Origin of the sequence: Priestia megaterium, from assembly GCF_023824195.1 — a bacterium.
Lineage (GTDB): Bacteria > Bacillota > Bacilli > Bacillales > Bacillaceae_H > Priestia > Priestia megaterium_D.
In genome coordinates, this window is the sequence record NZ_CP085442.1 from 2,686,671 (window position 1) to 2,710,783 (window position 24,113).

The window sequence follows — 24,113 nt, forward strand, 5'->3', positions numbered from 1 at the left end:
ACGTTAATGTCAATGAAATCAAGACATTTTATGTAAATTTAAAAAATATGTGCACAAAACAACCTATTGATAAATCAATAGGTTACATCAATATGTCATATAGCTGCTGTGCTGTTTCTCCTGTTACTTTACCATATACTCCTCTTCTTTTAGAAGTAAGTTCCGCACTCTCGGAGGTGAATCGTACATTGTATACGACGCCTTCATAATTAAGCTGTACATCTGGGTCAAGAGCGATGCTGTAATCAGCTTTTTTCCATTGAATTTGTTTCATAATTGATTCTACAGTTAAAGCATCTTCTGAACTTAACGTTTTATCTCCTGCTTTTATAGGCTTGCCCTCCCTTTTTTTATTAAATTTTAGTTCAGAATGAGAAAATGAAAATTCAAGTTGATTTTTATCATGCGCTATGAAATCTTGGGGTAGTTCTACATAGCGGACAACTTCTCCTTCGTGTACAAACACAAGCATTTGATTAGCAGCAGATATTTTTTTCATCACCTCTTCACTGACCGGTGCGTTTACAAGTTTTTCTACGTCGGCTTTCTTGCTTTTGTTTGTTAATAAATATCCTTTTTCCCATTTAAAATCACTTAACTTCGATACATCCACTGAGCTTACACCTTTTTTTTCAAATGATTGCTGAATATTCTCCCCCATTTCTTTGTCGTTGGTGACTTGGGCATTAGAACTGCACCCTACTAAACAACAGAAAATAATGCCTATTGCTATAAGAGCCTTCACTTTTGCCTTCCTCCTCTCTACCATTCTTTTAGACAATTCCAACTTCGTACCATTTTAACATATAATTCCTATTTTTTCGTGAAAACAAAGAAAGAATACGCTTACATAATTTCACGCATATAAATTTGATTTATTTATAAGTTTTTTCTGAATATTTTAAGAAAATTTTAATATTTTATTTAGTTCGTTTTTAAACTTTATCTTTAGACTAAAAAATAAGTTAAAAATAAATAACGCAGGAGGAAAACAATGACTTGTCTATCTGAAGTTTTAAAGTTTAATGAAAAATTTGTAACAAATAATCAATTTGAGGCTTTTCAAACATCCAAATTTCCTAACAAAAAAATAGTGATCTTAACTTGTATGGATACACGTTTGTTAGAATTACTTCCTAAAGCCATGGGGCTAAAAAATGGAGATGCAAAAATAGTTAAAAATGCCGGAGCTGTTATCTCCCATCCCTTTGGCAGCGTCATGAGAAGTATATTAGTTGCCGTCTACGCTTTGCAAGCTGATGAAGTATGTGTCATCGGTCATCATGAATGTGGAATGACGGGCATGAAAGCTGAAGCTATTTTAGCCTCTGCTGAACAAAGAGGGATTAGCACGGAACAGATTCGTAATCTAAAATATGCTGGTATTGATTTAGAATCATGGCTGACTGGGTTTGAATGTGTAGAAGATAGTGTCGAAAACAGTGTGGATATGATTCGAAATCACCCTTTATTACCGAAAGACGTGCTTGTTTCTGGAATGGTTATTCATCCCTCAACAGGAAAACTTGACGTCGTTGTAAACGGCTATTCCCAAGGCCGAGCTGAAACCGTAAGCTCATGAAGGAGGATTTTATTGAATGCTAAAAGATAACCGATTTCAAGGCTACTCAGCAGGGCATTTACAAAAAGACATTATCGCCGGTTTGGTTGTTGGGGTCGTTGCTATTCCTTTAGCAATGGCCTTTGCCATCGCTTCTGGTGTAAGACCTGAATACGGAATTTATACAACCATTATCGCAGGGATTATGGTTTCAATATTAGGCGGATCGAAATTTCAAATTGCAGGTCCAACAGGTGCATTTGTTCCGGTGCTGCTTGGAGTTGTCATGCAATATGGTTATGAGAACCTCATTATTGCCGGCTTTATGGCTGGAATTATGATTACGCTTCTCGGAATATTTAAGCTAGGGAAATTTATAAAGTTTATTCCGCGCCCTGTGACGATTGGATTTACAGCAGGAATTGCGATTATTATTTTCTCAGGTCAGATCGCTAACTTTTTAGGATTAAAAGGAATTGCAAAACATGAGGAATTTCATTTAAATATGATTGAAATCCTACGAAAAATTGCAACGATTAACATTTACAGCGTCATCATAGCCGCTATTTGTTTAGCTATAGTGATTACAACGCCAAAGTTTTTACCTAAAATTCCCGGTGCTCTTCTAGGTCTTCTTGTCTCCACACTTGTAGCCATTACACTGTTCCCAGGCAAAGTTGCAACGATCGGCTCTACTTACGGTGCCATTCCAAGTAAACTACCATCTTTTAGCTTCCCAGATTTAACATGGGATAACATTGTGATGCTATTTCCGGCTGCCTGCGTAATTGCAATGCTTGGAGGTATTGAATCTTTACTATCGGCTGTTGTTGCTGATAATATGGCCAAAACCAAGCATAATAGCAATAAAGAGCTTGTGAGCCAAGGAATTGCTAATATCGCTACCTCGCTATTTGGCGGAATTCCAGCAACTGGTGCCATTGCCAGAACAGCTACCAATATCAAAAACGGCGCAGCTTCTCCGTTATCAGGAGTCATACACGGCTTAGTTGTTTTATTGGTCCTTGTGATGCTTGCTCCTTATGCATCAAACATTCCGCTGGCAAGTATGGCACCTATTTTAATGTTTGTGGCTTGGAATATGAGTGAGCGTAAAGAATTTGCGCATATTTTAAAAACCAAGTCAGCTGATTCCTTTGTACTTGTAGCTACGTTTTTATTGACTGTTCTAATGGATTTAACGACAGGCGTTGGAGTAGGTTTACTTTTAGCTATCGTGATGTTTGTGAAACGAATGAGCGGATCGCTGAAGATTTCAAAGGTTCTGGCTGATACATCTGAAAAAGCACACAAACCTGAGGTCATGGAATATACCATGCAAGGATCTCTCTTCTTTGGATCTGCCGAAGTGATAGAAGATTCGTTTGATAACATTGTTGAAGCGAAACCAAAAGTTCTGCTTCTTCGAATGAGCCAAGTATCTTTTATTGATACATCTGGAGAAGCTTTACTATCAAAGGTTGTAGAACGTTTGAAAGATTCACATAGCCAAGTCGTTATTTCTGGGTTACAGCATCAGCCGAAAGAAATGTTAAAGTCAACCGGTCTATATGATAAGATTGGTGAAAAAAATATATTTTCTTCCGAACCACCCGTGAGTAAGATTAAGGCTCGTCATAGAATCGCTACTACGTAATAAAAAAAGCGGTTGGGACAAAAGAATTTTAGCTGAAGGAAAATCCGAACGATGAATCGTTCGGATTTTTTATTGTGATGGTGAACGTAGATTTCATATATGGTTACTTCTAGCTGTTGATTGCAAGGCGAAGACTCCTGCGGGAAAAGAGGACTAGGTGAGACCCCGCAGGAGCGGAAAGCGAAATCTTGCACGGAAATCAACAGCGGTGTAACAAGCAGCCCAGCTCATTCATCTAATTTGTTCGTCTTTAGATTGGATTGATGTAGCTCTGTCTCAATCTCTTTTTTTAAATATTGAACCGATACCCTGCTCCCCAAACCGTTTCTAGGTACTGAGGATCTGCTGGGTTTTCTTCTAACTTTTCTCTTAGTTTTCGAATGTGAACTGTTACGGTTGAAATGTCTCCTGAAGAATCAAATCCCCAAATTTTTTCAAATAGATGTTCTTTACTTAATACTTGATTTGGATGAGAAACGATAAACTTCAGCAAATCGAATTCCTTCGCTGTAAAAAACACTTCTTTGTCATTCACAAATACTCTTCTAGCGAGCGTGTCAATCGCTAAGCCATGAATGCGAATCATGCGCTTTTCCTTCTTATCAGAGAGTCTTTCATATCTCGCTAAATGCGCTTTGACTCTGGCGACCAGCTCCCCAGGGCTGAATGGCTTGGTAATATAGTCATCTGCACCTAGCCCGAGCCCTCTAATTTTATCGATTTCTTCTTTTTTAGCTGAAACTAAAATGATTGGAATATCTTTTGCAGCTCGAATTTGCTTGCACACTTCAAATCCACTCACTTTAGGGAGCATAATATCCAAAATAACCAGATCAAAATGTTCATTTAACGCTTTTTCTAATCCCTTATCACCACTATATTGAACGTCTATTTCAAAATCATTAATTTCTAAATAATCTCTTTGCAATTCAGCAATACTTACTTCATCTTCAATTAACAATATCTTCTTCATGTGTATCACCATTTTCATTCATTTTTTGCAAAGAAAAGAAAATACTTGTTCCTTCGCCAAGTTTACTTAGTGCCCAGATGTCTCCCCCGTGGCGTTCAACGATTTGTTTTGCAATGGCTAGTCCAAGTCCACTTCCTCCAGTATTGCTATTGCGGGACTGTTCTGCTCGATAAAACCGGTCAAAAATATGCGCTAATGCTTCCGGTGAAATCCCTGCGCCGTTATCTTTCACTTCAATAATGAGTTCACTTTCGGTAGCAGAAAGAACGATATCGATTCTTCTTCTTTCTTTATCCATAAATTTAATACTGTTGGTTGTTAAATTTATTAAAACTCTTCGCAGCTGCTCAGCATCTGCCTTTGCATACAGTGTCGTTAGAGAATCATTGGAAAATAAAACATCAATATCATGTTCGCTCATTTCAAACTGAAGCTCTTGCACATAACTTTCCATAAATGCAGAAATATTAAGTTTTTTAAACACAAATGGAATTTCGTGCAAATCCAATTTAGAAAATAAAAACAGCTCATCGATTAACGCATTCATGTCTTTTGCTTTCGTTGAAATCGTTAACAAATATTTAGAAAGCTTATCTGGCGTATTAGCTACTCCATCTTGAATTCCTTCTACATATCCTACAATGGAAGTAATAGGAGTTCGTAAATCGTGTGAAATACTTGAAAGCAGCTGCTTTCGGTTATCTTCATATTGAATTTGCAGTTCAACAGAAGATTTTAGTTTTTGCCTCATTTCTTCAAAAGCTTGCGTTAATTCGCCTATTTCATCCTTTGAATTAGCAGAGATCTCAAAGTGAAGATCACCTTGTTTTATTTTTTCAGCCGCTTCTTTTAATTCACGAATGGGTTTAATAATGCTTCTTGAAACAAGATAGTTTAAAAATCCAATAATCACAATTACTAAAATTAATAGTAGAAAGATTAAAAAAGGGAAAATTCGATTAATAATGCCTACATAAGGGCTGATTTTTCGCAAAACGTAAATGCTTCCTTTTTCTTGATTCGAGAAAGGAAAATCAAGGTTGATATATGTAAAGTACTGCTTGCCTATGCGCAGCATATCCTGCTGATACGAATGATTTCCTTTACTTTTTTGATGCTTTGGCAAGTATTTACGAAGGTTTTCTCCTTTAATGGATTCTGAAGCATATACAATCTCTGTGTTTTTTTGAATCACAATATCAATATTTTCAAATTCATATTTTTTAACCGTCTCCGGCCGCAGCAGCTGTTCTGGTTTTTTTTCACTCAATAACTTTAAATCTAAGAATGCATTTTCTTCTTCTGGCGTTAACAATTTATACTCATAGGAGTGACTGTACAGTTTTCTTACAAAATCGGCGTCTCCAGTAATGGAGAAGAAAATGAGAAAGCCCGATAAAAAAAGCAAAATAATAAAGACAAACACAATACTGATATACGTTAAAATAAAACGCAGCTGAATTGACATTACTTACCCTATGCCCCTTTGGCTTTAACAAAACTATTTGATAGACTAGTAAAGGTGAATAACAAATAGATCGTTAGACATTATACATATAGCAAAAATTAAAACAACAAAACAAATGTATATTCTCACTTTACCGTGATAGAGTGAGAATGAACACCACCTTTTTTACCATTTTATGAATTACTGGAAAATTATGATCTATTTTTCATAATATTCTTAGGCTGAAAGTTATACTATATGCCTTAATATTTTAAAAAAGGAGACTTTTTAATGAAAATTATTAAAGCTACTTCCTCTCACATCCCTTCCGTTGCCCGTTTATACGTAGACAGCTGGCGCATTACATACAAAGGGTTAGTACCTGATGCTTATTTAAAAAACTTGTCTTATAAGCAAAGTGAAGAAAAATGGTCCCTTTTTCTTACCGAGCCTTCTCATTTTATTTTGCTCGCTATTGATGAACGAGAAGAGATTGTCGGCTTTTCAGCAGGTAAGCCTCATTTGTCCCGTGCTGAAATATACGCGCTATACGTTTGCAAGAAAGTGCAAAAACAAGGAATTGGCCATCTTCTATTTTCTCATTCAGTAAAAGAATTTGCTGATCAGCAATATACGTCTATGATTATTTGGGCTATGAAGAAAAATAAGAAAGCCGTTCAGTTTTATAAAAAATCAGGCGGCAAAAAAATCTTGAATCGCACAAGTCAGTTTGGAGAAACTAAAGTTGAAGACGAAGCATACGGTTGGGAACGTCTTCCTTCTATATAAATAAACGAGCACACTAGTGTGCTCGTTTATTTAATAGGAACTCCTACCGAAGAATTTTCTGGAGCTTGAGTTCGTTTTAGAAAAAAAGATAAGACGAGGGCAATCGTTCCAACAATAGCAGCAATAAAAAATGCTTGCTGCAATCCGGAAATCAGTCCATTCACTTGTGCTAAAGCTGTATTTGGTTCATTTACCCCTTTTAAGTAACTCTCTTTTCCAGAAGACATAATACTGACAAATAGCGCAGTTCCAATTGCCCCGGACACTTGTTGTAATGTATTCATTATTGCTGTGCCATGGGGATACAGCTGCTTAGGAAGCTGATTTAACCCGGTAGTCTGTGCAGGCATCATCACCATCGAAATACCAATCAACATCATCACGTGCAGCGCAACAACATAAGCTACACCCGTAGAAGCAGAAAGTTGACTAAAAAATCCAAGAGATAGGATAACGAGCACAAGACCTGGAGTGACTAATGCTTTAGGACCAAACTTATCAAATAGCACTCCTGCCACCGGAGATAACAAACCATTAATTAAGCCACCTGGCAACAGCACAAGACCAGCTGCTACTGATGTTAAAAGCAGCGCCCCCTGGAGATACATAGGAAGCAAAATCAACGTAGAAAATAGCGTCATCATCATAATGGTCAGCATAGCAGCAGCTACTGAAAACATTCGGTAGCGAAAAGCTCGAATATCAAGCATAGGTTCTTTCAAACGCAGCTGACGCCAAATAAAAAAGAGTAGCCCCACCAGTCCAATAATAAGGGAATAAATAACCACAGGATTCCCCCACCCTTCTCCTTCACCTGCTGTGCTGAAGCCATACACGACTCCTCCAAAGCCCAAGCTAGACAGGATTATAGATAAAAAATCTACTTTTGGCTTCGTGAGCTCCGATACATTTTTCAAGTAAACAGCGGCAAATATAATGGAAAAGATGACTAGAGGCACCACTAAAAAGAAAAGCCATCTCCACGTAAATGTATCAATAATAATACCTGAAAGTGTAGGTCCCAGTGCAGGGGCGAACATAATGACTAAACCAATCAGCCCCATGGCTCCTCCTCGCTTTTCCGGGGGGTAAATCGCCAAAATGGTATTCATTAAAACTGGAAGCAACAGCCCTGTACCCAAAGCTTGGATAATTCGCCCAACCAGCAGGATCGAAAAAGTAGGCGCAAAGCCACAAATCAACGTTCCAGCTAAAAATAAAATCATCGCACTTAAGAACATTTGTCGAGTGGTAAACCATTGACAAAGAAGCGCTGTGACAGGGACCAATATACCAATCACAAGCATATACGCTGTTGACAGCCACTGTACGCTAGATGGTTCAAGGCTAAACTCTTTCATTAAATCGTTAAACGCAATGGTCAAAAGCGTTTCATTTAAAATAGCTACAAATGCACCTATTACTAGTGATGAAATAATAGGACCTCGTTTTGTTTCTGTACGACTCATCCACATTCTCCCTTTTCATTTTATTTATATAGATGCTTACATCACCTATACTTATCAACAACTCAGACATTAGACAATTGCTATACAATCATACTCATAACCTTTTAGAATGGCTGCGCTGTTCTAGCTTATGATGACTACACAAAAAGCAGAACGATTACACGCTCTGCTTTTAAGTTCGAGAAGATAATATTATTGAGCCGTCGTCTTTTTATCCGTTGAATGAACTTTGCTACAAAGCTCATTCCAGTACCAAAAACAATTCCCTTGACTCACTATAAAACAATCCAGCCATTTCTGAAAATTCATATGTAATACATGTGCATCTTGAAACGATGCGTTCCGCTTTTTTACTATCATATATGCAGGATGCGCTGATTTTTTGGAGTCAATGATAATCTCTTCTTCTCCAACAGACCCAATTGTCATATAGAGACTCTGACTTTTATAAGCTGTTTCTCTTACATCTTCTAAGCTATAAAGATTCCCTGTTATTTTTTTGTCAGCATCAATGAACAAATTACACCCATTTGTTAGCTGCAAAAACTGCTTGTAGTCTTCAGGGAGTGATACATGCATTTCTTCTTCAAAAACATTCAGTTGGTTCTTGCTTACTCCATCAAAAAAAGTACAAGTGGTTCTGTATACTTCTCCTTCATTTTTACACACTTCTATAACATTATTGTTTTCCCACAGCCGCTTTCGAAGTGAATTTATTATTTTTTCAATCATACTCTTCCTCCAAGCGTTGGATTTAAAACGGTTACATTACATTAATTAAACAATAATGTGCTAATTCCTTCTTTCCTACTAAATTATACGATAAACTTTAGAAATTCATGTTTGAATAACATAGAAAAAAGCAGCGAATATCGCTGCTTTACAGGTTATACAGGTGCTTTTTCTTCCTGTTCAGGATGGTGATCGTAATCAATAAGCGCTTTTGGAAGGCCCGTATATTTAGCCCAATAATAAATCCCAATGGATACGACCGCTATGATAATTAAGTCTACAGGCGTATCGATCAAACCCTTCCCTCCGCCGAACGAACCAATATAAGAAATAAAGAGCATGATGATATAATAAGCAACTAACCACCAAGTTGACTTAATCTGCTGACGAAGACTTACTTCTTTTGTAGGCACATATTTAGCAAAAATCAAGTAAATAACAAACATAACCAATTGAGAAGTTAACAGCCATGAAATAGTCTTCCAGCCTGACCAGTAGACAATAAAGGAAGAAAAAATAAAGGATAATGGACCAATTATACTCATTCCTCTTAATTTAAAAGGCTTTTCCAAATCTTTTGCGTTCACCATAAAGGCCGCTGATGAAATTGGTGCAATCGCGTAAGAAAGAATAAGCGCAACAGAGCATACGTTTACGAGTGCATTCCACGAAGGAAATGGCAGCGTCCAAAAAATCGAAAGTCCTAATGAAAGCCATAGAGATGATCGTGGAATCCCTGTTTTTTTATCCACATGAGCAAACGTTTTAAATAGCGTACCGTTACGAGACCAAGCATAGATAAGTCTAGATGTTGTATTCATAAAAATATTACCGTTACCACCCGGTGATAAAATAGCGTCTAAAATAACAAGTGTTGCTAGCCAGCCAAGGCCAAGAACAACAGCGATGTCTTTAAATGGCAGTGAGAATTTATCTTGAATGCCGGACCAACCGCCTTTAATCATGTCAGATGGAATAGCTCCGATAAATAATACTTGTAGAGCAGTATAAATGAGAGCTGCTAGAATGATACAAATTACAAGAGCAATTGGAATATTACGCTGAGGATTTTTCACCTCTCCAGCTACTGATACAATTGGATGAAGGCCTAAGTAAGCAAACATAACCCCGCCTGTGGCAATGGCGGCCTGGATACCATCAAACCCCCCGGGAGCAAACTCTCCCATCGTAAAGTTTCCTGACTTAAAATAAAATGCCAGCGTTACGATTACCGTAAGCGGTACAAAATATTTAAAAATAGAAATAATAATATTCGATTTCGCAAATGCTTTTACACTCCAGTAATTGAGTAAAAAGAATAAGCAAAGCAACACAAATTGTAGAATCCATCCAGATATCGTCGGTGAATCAGATCCAGATTTTGTTAAACCCGGAAACCAGTAGGCCACATACTGTCTCACTGCTGTTACTTCGATAGCGATTAAGCTAGTGTAAGCTACAATAGTAATAAATGAAATCATATAGCCTACAAGATGACCGTGTGAATAAACAGGATATCGGATAATTCCTCCTGTACGAGGCAAGGCAGCCCCTAGCTCAGCGTATACAAGGCCTATTAATAAAATAATAACTCCACCAATAACCCAAGAAAAACTTCCTGCAGGACCTGCTTGCGTAGCGACATTACTAACGGCAAACAGCCAAGCGGAGCCAAAAATAGCCCCTAATCCAATCAATGTTAAATCTAATAGGGATATCGTCTTTTTAAACGGACCTTTATTATCCATAAGCTTCCTCCTTTGGATGAATCATCACTTTTGTTGTTTTTTTTGACAACATTCATATATATTCGATAATATGTGTCAAAATTTTTATTACTATACCCATTCAAAATTACTTTGAACCCCTTTTCTTTATTTCTACAGATTAATTAACAGAAAATTTTAAAAAATTCACTCTTATGTTCAAGACACACTAAAACTTTTTCTTCTCTTCTTTAATAGGTAAAATACTCAATAAATGAAAGGAGTTAGATAAATGACTTTACCAGAGAATTTGCCTGTTGATTTTACAGCTTACAATCACTTAACATTCCTTCCGCTCGGACGCAAGAATAAATCGATTCGGTCCGTAGGAAGTAAACATACTAAAGGGCTACTTGGACGTTTAAATGACTACTTTGAGCGAGCAATGAATGAGTTATCTCAAGAAGATATAGTCCTTTTTCAAACGTTCTTATATGGAAGTTATAGGGGCGGTTTTCCCGTCGCAATTGATAAAAATGAAGACGTTTATCCTCACTTTTGGAAACCAACTTCATTTCTATGGAAAGAATATAATAAGAATCGCGGCATTCCTATTCATCATGATGAGTTTTATTCTCAAGATTTTACGGTTTTGACTAAAAATGAGTTGGAAAATTATCTTGGAAGCATTATGAAAGATTACATGTTTTGCGCTAGAATACATGATTCTTCAAAAGAAGAATGGATTCAACATATTAATAAGTGTTTCTTCAAACATCCGCTCATTTCCCTTTATCATCGAAATGCAGATGTGATTGAAGCAATTGAACAATCAAAAAAATCACCTTTGCTTTTTATTATGAAAAACCCTGAGCAAATTGCTTTTTGGCGCAATCGGATTGAAATCATTATGAGACCTTTTCGCTCTCTTTCTTCCACCGCCTTTGAGAGAGGATTTTCAGATACGGAAGATACGGTATTAACTGTTCACGGAGAAAACGAGATCATTCGCTTAACTTCAGAAAACAGAGGTCTCACCGTAACATATGATGTCACAAATGATGCCATTTCACTCGATGATGAGTATAATGTAGTGCTAGCAGCCAAACGCTTATCTACAACTCAGCGGCAGTTCGAAGAGATTATAGATGAAAATGAAGAAGTGATTCAAAAACTGCTTGTCTTTTTTAAATGGAAAAGTCTTTTAGAGCATCATGAAGTGCACATCAAAGAAATCCAAGATAAATTGTGCAGCCTAACCACTTATCAACTTAATCAAAGACAAGTTTTACAGGAAAACGATCCCTTTCTTTCCTTCATTCAAAACGTATTACAAGTAAAAACACCGAATGCAAATCTCCAAGTTGGTTCCATTCAATGGTTTTCGCAATGGGATTTTCCAGATGTCACCCTGCTGCAGGAAACAAACAAATTTACATGTTATATGGGTCCAAACGAAATAGAAAAGAAACTGACAGAAATAAGCGCTAAGATAGAAAATGAACTTCATAAGCAGCGTCAGGACCTGCTTTCGACTCCGCTAAAAATCGGTCAAATAACTTTTGATTCAAACCAAATGCTACGGTTATTAACACTTATAGATACCTTAAAGAACACGGAAACTCAGCAGAGTTACGTACAAATTTTAGAAGGCGTTTCTACTAACAGTATTCGTCAAAAAAAGCTCGATAAAATACCCGCATTTGGATTGTTAAATTCCGTAAAGCGCAAGCGCATTGTTACGTATTTACAAGAATTACAAAACTATCAGCTGCTTAAAAAAGAGAAAAAAGGATTCCGCCTCACTCCAAAAGGCGAAGCCATCCGACGTCTATTTGAAGAAGAATCACGGAGAATATGAGATTATATCTCGCGTGATTCTTCTTTTTTGATTTTGAAGACTACTTTCTCTATTAAATGCTTATCATAATTAGAAATCTCCATTCATATAATCATTACTAGATTAGCAAAGTCCTTCATACCTATTAGCCTGATGCTGACATAGAGAGGAGATTTCGCCATTGAAATCTAGTAATCGCGCCAATTTTGTAGTGTTAACATATAAGATGGTTCTTGTTATTTTATCCATTGTTTTAATGACATCATCTATCATTGTTCTAGTGAGTTACTCAGCATTTAAAGAACAGTTCAATTCTTCTATTGTCTATCAAACGTTATCGAGGCATAAAGCAGAAAGCCTTTATTATTTGATGAGCCAGGAAAACCATCATTTTTCAACGGCTTTTGATAAAAATTACTCGCCTCCAGGTCTTTCTTCTACACTGCTAGAGTTATCAACAAGTATTCGAGCAGAAGACGCGAGAAGCTTGTTTGGTTCAGAACTTCCTGGATTCAGTATTTACGACTCCAATATTATCATCGCCGGTGAAGGCACAAATTTCACAAACTTCCCTAGAGAATCTGCACCACCGTTAGATGAAACGCTAAAAGAAAGAAATTCTACTACAAAAGTTCAGCAACCTAAAGAAAACAATGGTACGAATGCTCCAAATAATAATACAACTGGCGGAAAAAAGGTATTTTATATTTATCATACGCACAGCTGGGAATCTTACTTGCCTCTGTTAGGACTTGAAGGTGATCCAGATGCTAATAAAGCAGTAGATAGCAAAACAAATATTAATATGGTCGCAAATATGCTAGGAAAAGATTTAGAGGCTCAGGGAATTGGGGCAGAAGTAGATCAAACCAATATTGGACAGAAATTAAAAGAAAAAGGTTGGAACACCAATCAATCGTACGCCATGTCTCGCACAGTAATTGAAACGGCGATGACTGAGAATAGAGATTTAACTTACTTTATCGATTTGCACCGAGATTCGCTTCGAAAAGATAATACAACCATTAAGATTAACAATAAATCGTATGCAAAAGTTGTGTTTGTTTTAGGGAAAGCGAATCAAAACTTTGAACAAAACTTAAAAATGGCAAAAGCGCTTCATGAAGGTCTTGAAAAGAAATATCCTGGGTTAAGCCGCGGAGTTATTGGCAAAAACAAATCCAGCGGTAACGGTGTATATAATCAAGATGTTTCTAAAAATGCCATTTTAATTGAAGTGGGCGGAGTTGATAATAACTTTGATGAACTAGCCAACACAACAAAAGCACTGTCTGATGTCATTAGCCAATTCTACTGGCAAGCTGAAAAAGTAGATGCCCCTGCTCAATAAAAAAAGCCCTCTTCACTGAGGGCTTTTTAAAATTCAATTCCTTTTACAGCAGGAATTCCTTCATCGTAGTAATGTTTATGAGGCTTCATTTCCGTCACAAGATCTGCTGCTTCCATCACTTCTTTTTTTGCAGAACGTCCAGTGATGACCAAATGCATATGCTCAGGACGCTTTTGAATAAGATCAATCACTTCATGTAGCGGTAGCACATCATCAATAGGAAATTTATCGATAGCTAGTGCGTTATTTAACTCGTCTAAAATAACCACATCATATTCATCTGAAAAGACTTTTTCCTTCGTTAGCGCCCAGGCTTTTTTCAAAGCATCACGATGTTCAGGTGGTGTTTTTGTCCATGTAAAGCCGACTCCTGTTTGAATCATTTCAATTCCCATTCTGTCAAACATCAGCTTTTCGCCATATGTACGCTGAGGAGATTTAATAAATTGAATCATTAATACTTTTTGTCCGCGTCCCGTAGCCCGCAAAGCAAGACCTAAAGCAGCAGTTGTTTTCCCTTTTCCGTCTCCGGTATAAACTAACGTAAGACCACGTTTATCTTTCAATCTAAAAACCTCTTTTTCTTCGAATTTCAGTTTACAGCCATGTTGTTTTTTCTGTAAACGGTGTTCTAGCAGGCTCTTTCATTTTTGTAAGAGACTCTTCATTTGGATAGCCTAGAAATACGTTTCCTACTACGACTTTACCTGAAGGCCTGCCGATAAACTCATACAGCCTCTCGTCTCGAACAAGACCAACGCCTCTTGTTCTCCAAACGAACCCAAGACCTAGTTCTTTAGCTGCTAGCCACATGGAATGAATCGCGCATGAAACCGCATATTTATTGTCTTCGGTGGCTTCTTCATCTCCTTCAACTGTATCAGCTGTTACGACGATATGTACAGGCGTATTTTTCACTGCTTTTAACGAACTTTCTACCAAATGAGGCTTTGTAGGAAAGCGCTCCTTTAAATACGCTTCAGCCAGCGCTTCATACTTCTTTTTTGCTTCTCCTTGAATCACATAGAAGCTCCAAGGCTCTCTCATTCGATCATTTGGAGCCCATGTCGCTGCTTCAAGCAGCTGTTCGATTTTCTCTTGCTCCACTTCGCGTGCTTCATGATCTCGTACCGCTCTTCGTTCTTTTAGCTGTGAGATAATCGTCATATTGTCTCCTCCTTTTAATGTTAAAGCAGAATATTTTCCGCTCTTTCTTCGAACCATTTTATTTTTTCTCTAATTGTCACAACTTCACCTACAAGCACGATGGCAGGATGGGCAATTTCTGCTTTTTGTGCTATTTCTTCGATTGTGGCAAGCGTTCCCGTTACGGTGCGCTGATACTTTGTCGTTCCCCACTGAACAAGCGCTACTGGCGTATGTTTATCTCGTCCGTGGTCCATCAACTGCTTGCATATATGAGGTAAATTTCCAACGCCCATATAAAAGGCAATTGTATCTATTCCTTGAGCGAGCGCTGACCAATTTAAGTAATCTTTTCCTTTTTCTTCTCTTCCATGACCCGTTACAATGGCAAAAGAAGTGGCATGATCTCTGTGTGTAACAGGGATCCCCGCATAAGCTGGAGCTGCAATTCCTGACGTGATACCAGGCACTACTTCATAAGGAATTCCTTGATTAGCAAGCACTTCAGCTTCCTCTGCTCCGCGGCCAAACACAAAAGGATCGCCTCCTTTTAAGCGCGTCACTACTTTTCCTTGAAGTGCTTTTTCAACAAGCAGTTCGTGAATACGATCTTGGATGACTCCGTGCTTGCCCGGTAATTTTCCGCAAAAAATAAGCTCCGCGTCTTTTTTAGCATAGTTTAACAACTGTTCATTGGCTAAGCGGTCATATAAAATAACATCCGCTTCTTGAATACACTCCATTCCATATACGGTTATTAGCTTCGGATCTCCTGGTCCGGCTCCTACTAAATATACTTTTCCAACTGTCACACGGCATCTCTTCTTTCTTTTTTTACCGCTTTACACTGTTCCACCCAGTTTTCTACCATCTTTGTAGAAGAGCCGAAATGAAAGTGCGTATAGCCGGCAATTAAATTATGATTCATATAGCCTTCTTCTTTCATTCCTCGCATCCCTTTTGTATCATAGGCAGGCGAAAACTCTTTCTCTGAATGAAAGGTTGAATAATGAAATTCATGGCCTTTAGCTTGTATATCGCCTTTAAATAAAAAATTCCCCGGCTTTCCCGTCACTTCTCGATATCCTAAAGCAGCTAATTTTGTCTGCATTCTTACTTGTCCGGGAATAAGCCCCACCATTTCATGGCATGTATCATCTGTTGTGACAATACCATCTGTTAAAAACATAAAGCCTCCGCACTCAGCAAGTGTAGGCAGCCCTTTTTGGATGGCTGCTCGAACAGAGTTTTTAACGTCGATTTGCTGAGCCAGCGTTTCAGCAAATTCTTCTGGAAATCCGCCTCCTATATAAAGGCCATCAGCATCTTGTGGAACCGTTTCTCCTTTTAAAGGCGAAAATTCTACAAGCTCTGCTCCGTAAGCTTTTAACAATTCGAAATTTTCTTCATAATAAAAGTTAAAAGCGGCATCTCTCGCCACAGCAATTTTCACTTGAGGTACGGACGGCTTTGTAAAGATGGGATTATTAATTTCTATTTTAGGAGCTAAAGCCAGTTCATATACTTTTTCGATATCAATTGTATCATGAACAAGCTTCCCTAACTGTTCAAAAAACGGTGTTAATTCTCCTCGTTCAATCGACGGAATGAGCCCGAGGTGACGTTCAGGAATCGTAAGATCATCGTTTCTTTTCAAGTAGCCTACTACAGGGATATGACATTCCTGCTCAATCGCTGCCTTAACAAGTTTATAATGCCCTTCACTTCCAACTCGGTTAGCAATCACACCGACAATGTTCGCTTCGGGTAAAAATTGCTGAAACCCTTTTACAATCGCCGCTGCACTTCTAGCCATACTAGCACAATTGACAACTAAAAGGACAGGGCTATTGGTGATTAAGCTGATTTCTGCTGTTGTTCCTTCGTTCGTTAACGGATTTTTCCCATCGAAAAATCCCATAACTCCTTCCATGATGGAAATATCAGCATCTTCACTAGCACGAGCGACAATTTCTCTAACCATATCGTGCTCAAGCATCCAGCTGTCTATATTTCGAGACGTTCGTTCTGTAACAGCCGTATGATACGTTGGATCAATATAATCGGGTCCGCATTTAAACCCTTGAACTCTGTAACCAGCTTGTCTTAATGCTGCCATCAGCCCGATTGTAAGTGTTGTTTTCCCTACGCCACTTCCGGTACCGGCAATGACGAGTCTTCTGTTTGACATGTTGTTCTCTCCTTTAGTCATATGGAATAAGTGCCACTGAAATGGTTACATTCCCTGACTTTTTCTTCACAAGTTCAAGCTTATCAGCACCGCTGTATAACATAGCAGCAGGTTCACTAACGCCATATGCACCTGTATATTTAAAGACAGTATCTGAAGGCTGTTGGATACTTATGCTGTTTAGCTCTTGGGGCGAATAATAGACAAACTCCCAGCCGTACTTAGACGCCACTTCTAGTAGCCCTTCTTCATCTTTCTTTAACTCTATTGTACATAATGCTTTTACACTTTTCATTGAAAACTGAAGTTCAGCAAGCGTTTTTTCAATAACGGTTTCAATTTCAGCTGTACTTGTCCCTCGATTGCATCCCATCCCAATCGCTAATACTTTTGGTCGGTATAGAACACCGTTTTCTAAGATTGCTTCTTCCTCTTTTTTTAAATTACGATGCGTTACGACCAAAGCTGCATGTGGCGATGCTTCAAGAGCTGTCTGAATCGATGAATACGTTTTAATGTTAGCTGGAACAGGGTGCTCATAGTGCCACCAGTCCTTTTCACCTGATTCTTGAACCACTGCTATTTCTTCTTCATTCACCACAGAAGCGCTGACAGGCGTTAGTTTTTCTGCTGATTCCCACACCCATCCAAAGCGCTTACCAAATAAATCAACCGGAATTGTTTTTTGCACATCGGATGCCGTTGTAATAACAGGATGAGCTTCAAGAGCTGCCGCAACTTCACGCGTAAGCTCATTTGCTCCTCCGATATGACCTGATAGCACGCTGATGACATTTTCGCCTTTATCATCAATGACAACAACCGCAGGATCCGTTTTCTTATCTTTTAAAATAGGTGCAATCATACGTACAACTGCTCCCAGTGAGATAATAATAATAAGTCCTTTATACGATTCAAAAAGAGAAGGCAAAAGCATCCGAACGCTTCCTGAAAACAGCTGAATGTTCTGCTCTTGTTCGTCTCCTTTTTCAAACTTGCTCATGTAATACACATCAGACTGCTGAAAAGTGCGGCCTAGATTTCTTGCAATTTCTACGCCGTGCTTCGTGATGGCCACGACGGCATAATCCCCGCGCTGTGTAATGAGAGCTTTTTTTCCTTCTTGGAGTTGAATCATTCCGACTTCACTCCTCTTCGAAAGCCATGGGTAAATGTTTTATCATAAAGTTTTGAGCGATAATCTTTGTCATGAATGTGGGGGTCAAGTGCCCAGCCTGCCAAAATCATCGCCTGCTTGCGAATGCCGTTTGTTCGCATAGCATCATCCAGGTCCTTTACCGTCGTGCGAACAATTTTTTCATCTGGCCACGTTGCTTTATAGACTACTACAACCGGCGTGTCTCCACTCCAACCCGCGCTTATAAATTCTTTCATTACTTTTTTTGTGAGCGTCGCGCTTAAAAATAAAGCAATGGTACATTTATGTTTTGCTAAATCAGTTAATTTTTCAAACTCAGGTACAGGCGTTCTTCCTTCAGCACGAGTTAAAATAACTGTTTGAGTCAAATCTGGAATGGTTAATTCTGCTTCAGCCGCTGCAGCAGCAGCGAATACGGAGCTGACGCCCGGAACGATTTCAATATCAACACCTTCTCTTTTTAAAAGTACCATTTGTTCCATAATGGCTCCGTACATAGCTGGATCTCCGGTATGTACCCTCACAACCATTTTTCCTTCACGCATGCGCTCAAGCATAGTACCGACCATTTCTTCTAAATGCATACCCGCTGTTTTTAACACTTCAGCTCCTGGTTTAGACTTAGCAACTAGCTCTTGACTTACTAGTGAGTCAGCGTACAAGACAACATCTGCTTGCTGAAGTAATTTTAAGCCTTTTACTGTAATTAAATCTGGATCTCCGGGTCCAGCTCCGATTATGTATAACTTCATTTTCGCACCACCATTAGCGTTAAGTATTGTAAATCGGCTCCTTCTAGTTCTGAAGCCTTCCAGATAATTTCTTCATCTGACGTTACTTTTGTCACCACTGACGCTTTTTCAAGCAGATCAAGCTCTTTTAAAAGACCGACCATAAAATCGATGACTTTGGCCACTTTAATAAAAATGACGCAGTCGTTTTCCATTAATACTTTTTTCATTGTTTCATAATCTTCACGAGCAGGAACAATTGCTACGTGTTCATCACCGTCTGCTAACGGAATACCTAAACGAGATGCAGCTCCATTAATGGATGAAATACCAGGAATTACTTGAATCGGAGCTTCAGGGTGACGTTCTTGCATCAGACGCATCATGTGAATAAACGTACTGTAAAGCATAGGGTCGCCCTCTGTGACAAATGCTACATCTTTTCCTTCCTGGAGCTTTTCCCATACTCGTTCTACCGTTTCGGTCCATTTTCTTTCCAAAATAGCAGGATCTTTTGTCATTGGAAACACAAGGCCAAGCATATCTTTTTCATTTGCACTGAAATAGACATCAATAATTTTTTGGGCATAGCTTTTGCTTCCTTTTTGCTTTTTCGGATACGCAATAACGGGTGATTCTTTTAATTTACGAAATGCTTTTACTGTAATAAGTTCTGGATCTCCCGGTCCAACTCCAAGTCCGTACAATGTTCCAATCATATTCATTCTCCTCTTTTGGCTGTAATAATATAAATGGGGTTTAAAGCGTCAAATCGTGTTAAATGTAAAATGGGCTTGCTTCTTGAAATTTGTGCAAGGGTAACAGCAGTCTCAAACCCTCGTTCTTTAAAAGCTTTCATCGCTTCTGCTAAATTTTCAATCGTTACGGCATTTAATACGATGCGCCCTCCTGAATTTAATCGGCTGCAGCAAACATCTAAAATTGTTTCCATGCCTCCTGCTGTACCTCCAATAAACACCGCATCAGGATCAGCAAACTCATTGAGTCCTTCCGGTGCTTTTCCGTGCACAGTGTGGGCATCTACTCGAAATTTCGCTAGATTTTCCCTGCAGTTTTCTAAGTCTGCTTCATTTTTTTCCACGGCAAAAATTTGTCCTTCACGCGCAATTTTAGCCGCTTCAATTGCGACTGAACCCGTACATGTTCCGATATCCCATACGACGCTGTCTCTCTTTAGCTGCAGGGCGCTAATACTAAGTGTACGAACTTCTTTTTTGGTAATAAGTCCCTTGTCCGGCTTGCGTTGAATAAATTCATCGTCCTCTATTCCAAGAGGCCAGACTGAGCTTTTGTCTACCTGCTTTAATATCACGACATTAAGCGGAGAAAAGAGTTGATTCGCCGCCTCTTCCAACGAAAGCAGCTGACAGCGCTCCGTTTCTCCACCTAGGTTCTCTGCCACAAACATCTTGTATTCTGTCATGCCGAATGATAATAAGTAGTTTGCCAGAGCACTAGGAGAATTTTGCTCATCGGTTAGAATTGCCACTTTTTTATAGCCGTCAATGCGCTGAGCCAGCCCTTTTATGCTTCTGCCGTGCACGCTTGTAAAATAAGCGTCTTGCCATCGCTCTTTTAGACGTGAGAATGCAAGCTGAATAGAACTTAAATAAGGATATATTTCAACGTCTAGCTTCGTAGAAAGATAGCTCCCAATTCCGTAAAATAACGGGTCGCCTGAGGCTAACACAACCGCATTTCCTTCTTCGTTTTTTAAACGTTCAACAAGAGGAGAAAGCCCCCCTTCAATAGCTACTTTTTCTCCTTCGAAATCTTGAAAAAAATCAAGGTGACGCTTTCCTCCAATTAGCACATCACTTTCATACACCCACTGTTCATACATAGGAAGCAGACTTAACTTCCCATCGTCACCAATTCCAATAATTTTAATTGCCATGTTGCACCGCCTGTCCTAAAAAATCTCCTTTTAATGTGTAAAGAGACGTATCGACATCGATTCCGTCCCCTACTTCCTTTAATGCTGATAAACAGCAGTACTCGCACAGTTTTTCAAAAAACTGATGATGACCGCTTTGCGTCATTAAATCTCCCACTTGAGAAGCTGTGTTTGCACCTTTTATTTCCTCTACCAGTTCAGCAGAAGCGCCTGACTCAGAAGCTGCCTTTGCTAAAAAATTAAAATCAATGGGTGCACTTTTTGAATGAACCATCATAACGCCTTGCGCGACTTTTGAAAACTTTCCCATCATGCCTACGAGCGACACTTTTTTCATTCCTTGCTTTTTACATTGTTTTAAAGTAAATCCAACAAAATCTCCCATTTCGATAAATGCTTCTTCCGGAAGTTCAGGGAACTGTTTCATTCCATACTTTTCGCTTCGGCCCCCTGTAGTAATGACAACGTGCTCGCAATTACTCGCTTTAGCAACGCTGATTGCCTGCACGATACTTGCTTTATAAGCAGCTGTTGAGAACGGAACGACAATCCCCCGCGTCCCCAGTATCGAAATGCCTCCTAAAATACCTAGACGCGCATTTAATGTCTTTTTCGCCATTTCTTCTCCTTCAGGAACCGAGATGACAATCTTAACGCCTTTTTGTATATTGTATTCAGCTAGAAGCTGTTCAGCCGTTTCTTTTAGCATCTTTCTTGGAACAGGGTTAATGGCTGCCTCACCGACAGGAACTGGGAGGCCGGGCTTTGTCACACGGCCTACTCCCACTCCTCCATCAATGATAGTGTCTGCACCATTACACCACGAAACTTCAGAAATAATCAGCGCTCCGTGCGTGGCATCGGGATCGTCTCCAGCATCTTTAATAATGCTAGCTACAGCGCTGCTTGTGCGATACTCGCATTCTTCAAGATGAAACGTAGCAAAGCGGCCGACAGGTAAGTAAATCGTTGACTCATCTTGCACTTCTCCTGAAATTAGCGTAAGCAGAGCTGCTCTCGTAGCTGCCGTTGCACAAGCGCCCGTCGTATAGCCTTCTCTGAGTTTCTTAGGTTCTTTTGGTACTTCCTTCATGCGTTACACCTGATCTGCAAGAATTGAAATTGCATTTAATGCAGCAACCGTTACCGTACTGCCGCCTTTTCGCCCGATGTTTGTAATAAACGGCACGTCAAGTTTTGCAAGTTCTTCTTTAGATTCAGCTGCTGAAACAAATCCTACCGGCAGACCAATAACAAGCCCAGGCTTCGCTTCTCCTTCTTTAATCAAACGAATTAATTCAAGTAAAGCTGTGGGTGCGTTCCCAATTGCAAAAATTCCTCCGTCTGCTTCTTTGATGGCTTTTCGCATAGAAATAATTGCACGCGTTGTATTTAAGCGCTTTGCTTCTTCCATTACGTCCGGATCTGAAATATAAACTTTGATTTCACCGCCGTGTTTTTCAATTCGCTGCTTGTTTGTTCCTACTTGCACCATTTGTACATCTGCAACCACTTGCTTGCCGCTGCGAATGGCTTTAATTCCTGCTTGAATCGCATCCGGATGAAACAACATGCTGCGTCCAAGCTCAAAGTCTGCAGACGCATGAATTACGCGCTGAACAATTGGGTACTGTTCGTCTGTAAACGGATGAGGCCCAAGCTCTTCTGTAATCATTTCAAAACTTTTTCCTTCAATTTGCTGAGGCTGAACAGTTAACGGTTTAAATTCTGTACGAAAATCCATCTCAATCAACTCCTAGTTTGGTTTACTAAAGCATGAACCACTTCTTCAAACGTGGAATACACGGTCCCATACTCAATTTTCGGTCGCCCAATCATAATAATATCTAAGCCTAACTCTTTAGCTGCTTCCACTTTTTCATCCACAGATCCAACTTTTCCGCTTTCTTTTGTGACCATGACTGTCACTCCGTATTGCTTATACAGCGCTCGATCAAACTCTTTTGTAAACGGCCCTTGAATAGCAATAATATTTTTTTGCGGAAATCCTAATTGCTGGCACTTTTCCATATTATCCAGCCTTGGAAGCATACGAGCAACAAGCCGTACATCTGAAAGAGGAAGCAGCTTTTCTGTAAAAACCTGCAGCGTCTTGCTGCCTGTTGTCAGCATAATAACTCCTTTTTTCTCAGCTGCTACTTCTGCTGCTTCTTCATACGTAGAAACCATCGTCATATTATCATAGGTAAAAGCCTGCGAAGCCCGCTCATAGCGTATGTAAGGAATCGCTGTTTCAGCAGCCGCGCCAATAGCATTTTTAGATGCTTCTTCCGCAAAGGGATGACTTGCATCCACAATAGCTTTTACACTATGTTCGTTTACAAAATCCATCATATCTTCTTTTGTGAGACGTCCAATTTTCACTTTCACTTCTGCACGCTGTAATTCGATAGCTGCGTTTTCGGTTACAACCGTTGCCGTAACCTCATGACCTGCTTTTTTCACTTGCACGGCTAATGCACGTGCATCGCTAGTTCCGGCTAACAATAAAATCATTTTAGCTCGCCGACCTTATCTTCACGGTGGTCATGGTCATGATGGTGATGATGGTGATCGTGGTGATGGTGTCCGTGATCATGGTCATGATCGTGATGATGGTGGTGATCAATATGCTCCATAATGCCGAGGCGATATTGACACGTATCGCAGTTCATTTTCACTTCACCTTCTAATCCTTCTTCAGCACGTTCTTTTAAAATTGTCTGCAGTTTTGGATGAAAACCGAAATAGCCGGCTAGCTTAAACTCAATGTTTTCATGCTGCATTTTATACTGCTTCACCATTTCTTCCAAACGCTTAATTAGTACTCCTGTAAATAAGAAATACGGGAGAATAACCACTTTTTTAGCGCCCAATTTCAAACATCGCTCCACGCCTTCATCAATCAATGGAGCGGTCACGCCCATAAAAGAAGTTTCGACGATTTTATAATTTGTTTTTTCCCAAAGAAGGCGCGTAATTTTATATAAATCACTGTTTGCATCAGGATCACTTCCTCCTCGCCCTAAGACAATAACAGCCGTGTCTTCAGCTGGAGTTTCTAAATTCTCTCCTGATTCTTGTAATCTCGTTTTTAAAATTTCAAGGGCTTCTTCATGAACGCCAATGGGACGTCCGTATACGAAGTTTACGTGTGGATATTTTTCCTTAGCTTCATCTATAGCCGCCGGAATATGTATTTTAGAGTGGCCAGCAGGCAAGAGCATAATTGGAATTACAACTACATCTTGTGCTCCTTTTGCCACACATGTATCAATACCTTGACTTACATTTGGGCGTTCAAATTCTAGAAAACACGTTTCTACTAAAATAGATGCGTCCCAATCATGCTTCATAGTCGAAATAAATTCGCGAATTTGATCGTTCCCTTCAGGATCTCTGCTTCCATGACCGACAAATAAAACTGATTTCATATAATGCCC

General features: G+C 39.2%; 23 protein-coding genes. 5 read left to right on the top strand and 18 right to left on the bottom strand.

The annotated features are described in order from the left end of the window. Positions 1 to 82: 82 nt before the first annotated feature. Complete coding sequence (locus LIS78_RS13630) at positions 83 to 745, bottom strand: hypothetical protein (RefSeq protein ID WP_252283771.1); 663 nt, start codon at positions 743 to 745, stop codon at positions 83 to 85. Between the two features lie 249 nt (positions 746 to 994). Between LIS78_RS13630 and LIS78_RS13635 the strand changes: the two genes are divergently transcribed. After that, positions 995 to 1,582 carry a beta-class carbonic anhydrase gene (locus LIS78_RS13635; protein ID WP_252283772.1) on the top strand — a complete coding sequence of 196 codons (588 nt, stop codon included), beginning with the start codon at positions 995 to 997 and terminating at the stop codon, positions 1,580 to 1,582. Between the two features lie 16 nt (positions 1,583 to 1,598). Further along, positions 1,599 to 3,218, top strand: a complete 1,620-nt coding sequence (locus LIS78_RS13640) for a SulP family inorganic anion transporter (protein ID WP_252283773.1) — start codon at positions 1,599 to 1,601, stop codon at positions 3,216 to 3,218. Positions 3,219 to 3,507: 289 nt separating this feature from the next. Here LIS78_RS13640 and LIS78_RS13645 read toward each other — a convergent pair whose 3' ends face one another. Beyond that, on the bottom strand, positions 3,508 to 4,191 hold the full coding sequence (locus LIS78_RS13645) for a response regulator transcription factor (RefSeq protein WP_252283774.1): 684 nt from the start codon (positions 4,189 to 4,191) through the stop codon (positions 3,508 to 3,510). Then, on the bottom strand, positions 4,169 to 5,659 hold the full coding sequence (locus tag LIS78_RS13650) for a sensor histidine kinase (protein ID WP_013057297.1): 1,491 nt from the start codon (positions 5,657 to 5,659) through the stop codon (positions 4,169 to 4,171). The genes LIS78_RS13645 and LIS78_RS13650 overlap by 23 nt, the downstream gene beginning before the upstream one ends. 270 nt (positions 5,660 to 5,929) lie before the next feature. Between LIS78_RS13650 and LIS78_RS13655 the strand changes: the two genes are divergently transcribed. Next, complete coding sequence (locus tag LIS78_RS13655; RefSeq protein ID WP_252283775.1) at positions 5,930 to 6,427, top strand: GNAT family N-acetyltransferase; 498 nt, start codon at positions 5,930 to 5,932, stop codon at positions 6,425 to 6,427. Between the two features lie 26 nt (positions 6,428 to 6,453). Here LIS78_RS13655 and LIS78_RS13660 read toward each other — a convergent pair whose 3' ends face one another. The 3 genes from LIS78_RS13660 to LIS78_RS13670 all read right to left on the bottom strand — a co-directional run bounded on the left by LIS78_RS13660 (position 6,454) and on the right by LIS78_RS13670 (position 10,376). Next, positions 6,454 to 7,896, bottom strand: coding sequence for an MDR family MFS transporter (locus LIS78_RS13660; protein ID WP_252283776.1), 1,443 nt, complete (start codon positions 7,894 to 7,896; stop codon positions 6,454 to 6,456). Between the two features lie 192 nt (positions 7,897 to 8,088). Beyond that, complete coding sequence (locus LIS78_RS13665) at positions 8,089 to 8,628, bottom strand: SMI1/KNR4 family protein (RefSeq protein ID WP_252283777.1); 540 nt, start codon at positions 8,626 to 8,628, stop codon at positions 8,089 to 8,091. 155 nt (positions 8,629 to 8,783) lie between these two features. Further along, entirely contained in the window at positions 8,784 to 10,376 is a 1,593-nt protein-coding gene (locus tag LIS78_RS13670; RefSeq protein ID WP_252283779.1) for an APC family permease, read from the bottom strand. A 250-nt stretch (positions 10,377 to 10,626) separates the two neighbouring features. Between LIS78_RS13670 and LIS78_RS13675 the strand changes: the two genes are divergently transcribed. After that, positions 10,627 to 12,195, top strand: coding sequence for an RQC-minor-2 family DNA-binding protein (locus tag LIS78_RS13675; protein ID WP_252283780.1), 1,569 nt, complete (start codon positions 10,627 to 10,629; stop codon positions 12,193 to 12,195). Between the two features lie 160 nt (positions 12,196 to 12,355). After that, a complete protein-coding gene (gene spoIIP / locus LIS78_RS13680) occupies positions 12,356 to 13,525 on the top strand; it encodes a stage II sporulation protein P (protein ID WP_195783033.1) in 1,170 nt (389 codons plus the stop codon). Between the two features lie 26 nt (positions 13,526 to 13,551). On the opposite strand, the gene cobO is transcribed toward spoIIP, so the two are convergent. Genes cobO through LIS78_RS13740 form a run of 12 tightly spaced genes read right to left on the bottom strand, consistent with a single transcriptional unit; the run spans position 13,552 to position 24,104 of the window. Next, entirely contained in the window at positions 13,552 to 14,091 is a 540-nt protein-coding gene (cobO, locus tag LIS78_RS13685; protein ID WP_229754595.1) for a cob(I)yrinic acid a,c-diamide adenosyltransferase, read from the bottom strand. Between the two features lie 31 nt (positions 14,092 to 14,122). Next, positions 14,123 to 14,692 (bottom strand): nitroreductase family protein, encoded by a 570-nt coding sequence (locus LIS78_RS13690; RefSeq protein ID WP_252283781.1) that lies wholly within the window; start codon positions 14,690 to 14,692, stop codon positions 14,123 to 14,125. Between the two features lie 20 nt (positions 14,693 to 14,712). Next, entirely contained in the window at positions 14,713 to 15,483 is a 771-nt protein-coding gene (gene cobA, locus LIS78_RS13695) for a uroporphyrinogen-III C-methyltransferase (protein WP_195783031.1), read from the bottom strand. Then, positions 15,480 to 16,862 (bottom strand): cobyrinic acid a,c-diamide synthase CobB, encoded by a 1,383-nt coding sequence (locus LIS78_RS13700; RefSeq protein ID WP_195783030.1) that lies wholly within the window; start codon positions 16,860 to 16,862, stop codon positions 15,480 to 15,482. Before LIS78_RS13700 ends, cobA begins: the two co-directional genes overlap by 4 nt. 13 nt (positions 16,863 to 16,875) lie before the next feature. Continuing rightward, positions 16,876 to 18,000, bottom strand: a complete 1,125-nt coding sequence (locus LIS78_RS13705) for a cobalt-precorrin 5A hydrolase (protein WP_252283782.1) — start codon at positions 17,998 to 18,000, stop codon at positions 16,876 to 16,878. After that, a complete protein-coding gene (cobM, locus tag LIS78_RS13710) occupies positions 17,997 to 18,773 on the bottom strand; it encodes a precorrin-4 C(11)-methyltransferase (protein ID WP_252283783.1) in 777 nt (258 codons plus the stop codon). Before cobM ends, LIS78_RS13705 begins: the two co-directional genes overlap by 4 nt. Then, the gene (gene cobI / locus LIS78_RS13715) at positions 18,770 to 19,471 is read right to left on the bottom strand and encodes a precorrin-2 C(20)-methyltransferase (RefSeq protein ID WP_013057310.1); all 702 of its coding nucleotides are present in this window, start codon (positions 19,469 to 19,471) and stop codon (positions 18,770 to 18,772) included. Before cobI ends, cobM begins: the two co-directional genes overlap by 4 nt. A 2-nt stretch (positions 19,472 to 19,473) precedes the next feature. After that, positions 19,474 to 20,670: a precorrin-6y C5,15-methyltransferase (decarboxylating) subunit CbiE gene (gene cbiE / locus LIS78_RS13720; RefSeq protein WP_252283784.1), complete on the bottom strand. Its 1,197-nt coding sequence runs from the start codon at positions 20,668 to 20,670 to the stop codon at positions 19,474 to 19,476. After that, complete coding sequence (locus tag LIS78_RS13725; protein WP_252283786.1) at positions 20,660 to 21,763, bottom strand: cobalt-precorrin-5B (C(1))-methyltransferase; 1,104 nt, start codon at positions 21,761 to 21,763, stop codon at positions 20,660 to 20,662. Before LIS78_RS13725 ends, cbiE begins: the two co-directional genes overlap by 11 nt. Positions 21,764 to 21,766: 3 nt before the next feature. Further along, positions 21,767 to 22,414 (bottom strand): precorrin-8X methylmutase, encoded by a 648-nt coding sequence (locus tag LIS78_RS13730; protein WP_013083415.1) that lies wholly within the window; start codon positions 22,412 to 22,414, stop codon positions 21,767 to 21,769. A 5-nt stretch (positions 22,415 to 22,419) separates the two neighbouring features. Continuing rightward, complete coding sequence (cobK, locus tag LIS78_RS13735; RefSeq protein WP_195783026.1) at positions 22,420 to 23,187, bottom strand: precorrin-6A reductase; 768 nt, start codon at positions 23,185 to 23,187, stop codon at positions 22,420 to 22,422. After that, the gene (locus LIS78_RS13740; protein WP_252283787.1) at positions 23,184 to 24,104 is read right to left on the bottom strand and encodes a sirohydrochlorin chelatase; all 921 of its coding nucleotides are present in this window, start codon (positions 24,102 to 24,104) and stop codon (positions 23,184 to 23,186) included. Before LIS78_RS13740 ends, cobK begins: the two co-directional genes overlap by 4 nt. Between the last annotated feature and the right edge of the window lie 9 nt (positions 24,105 to 24,113).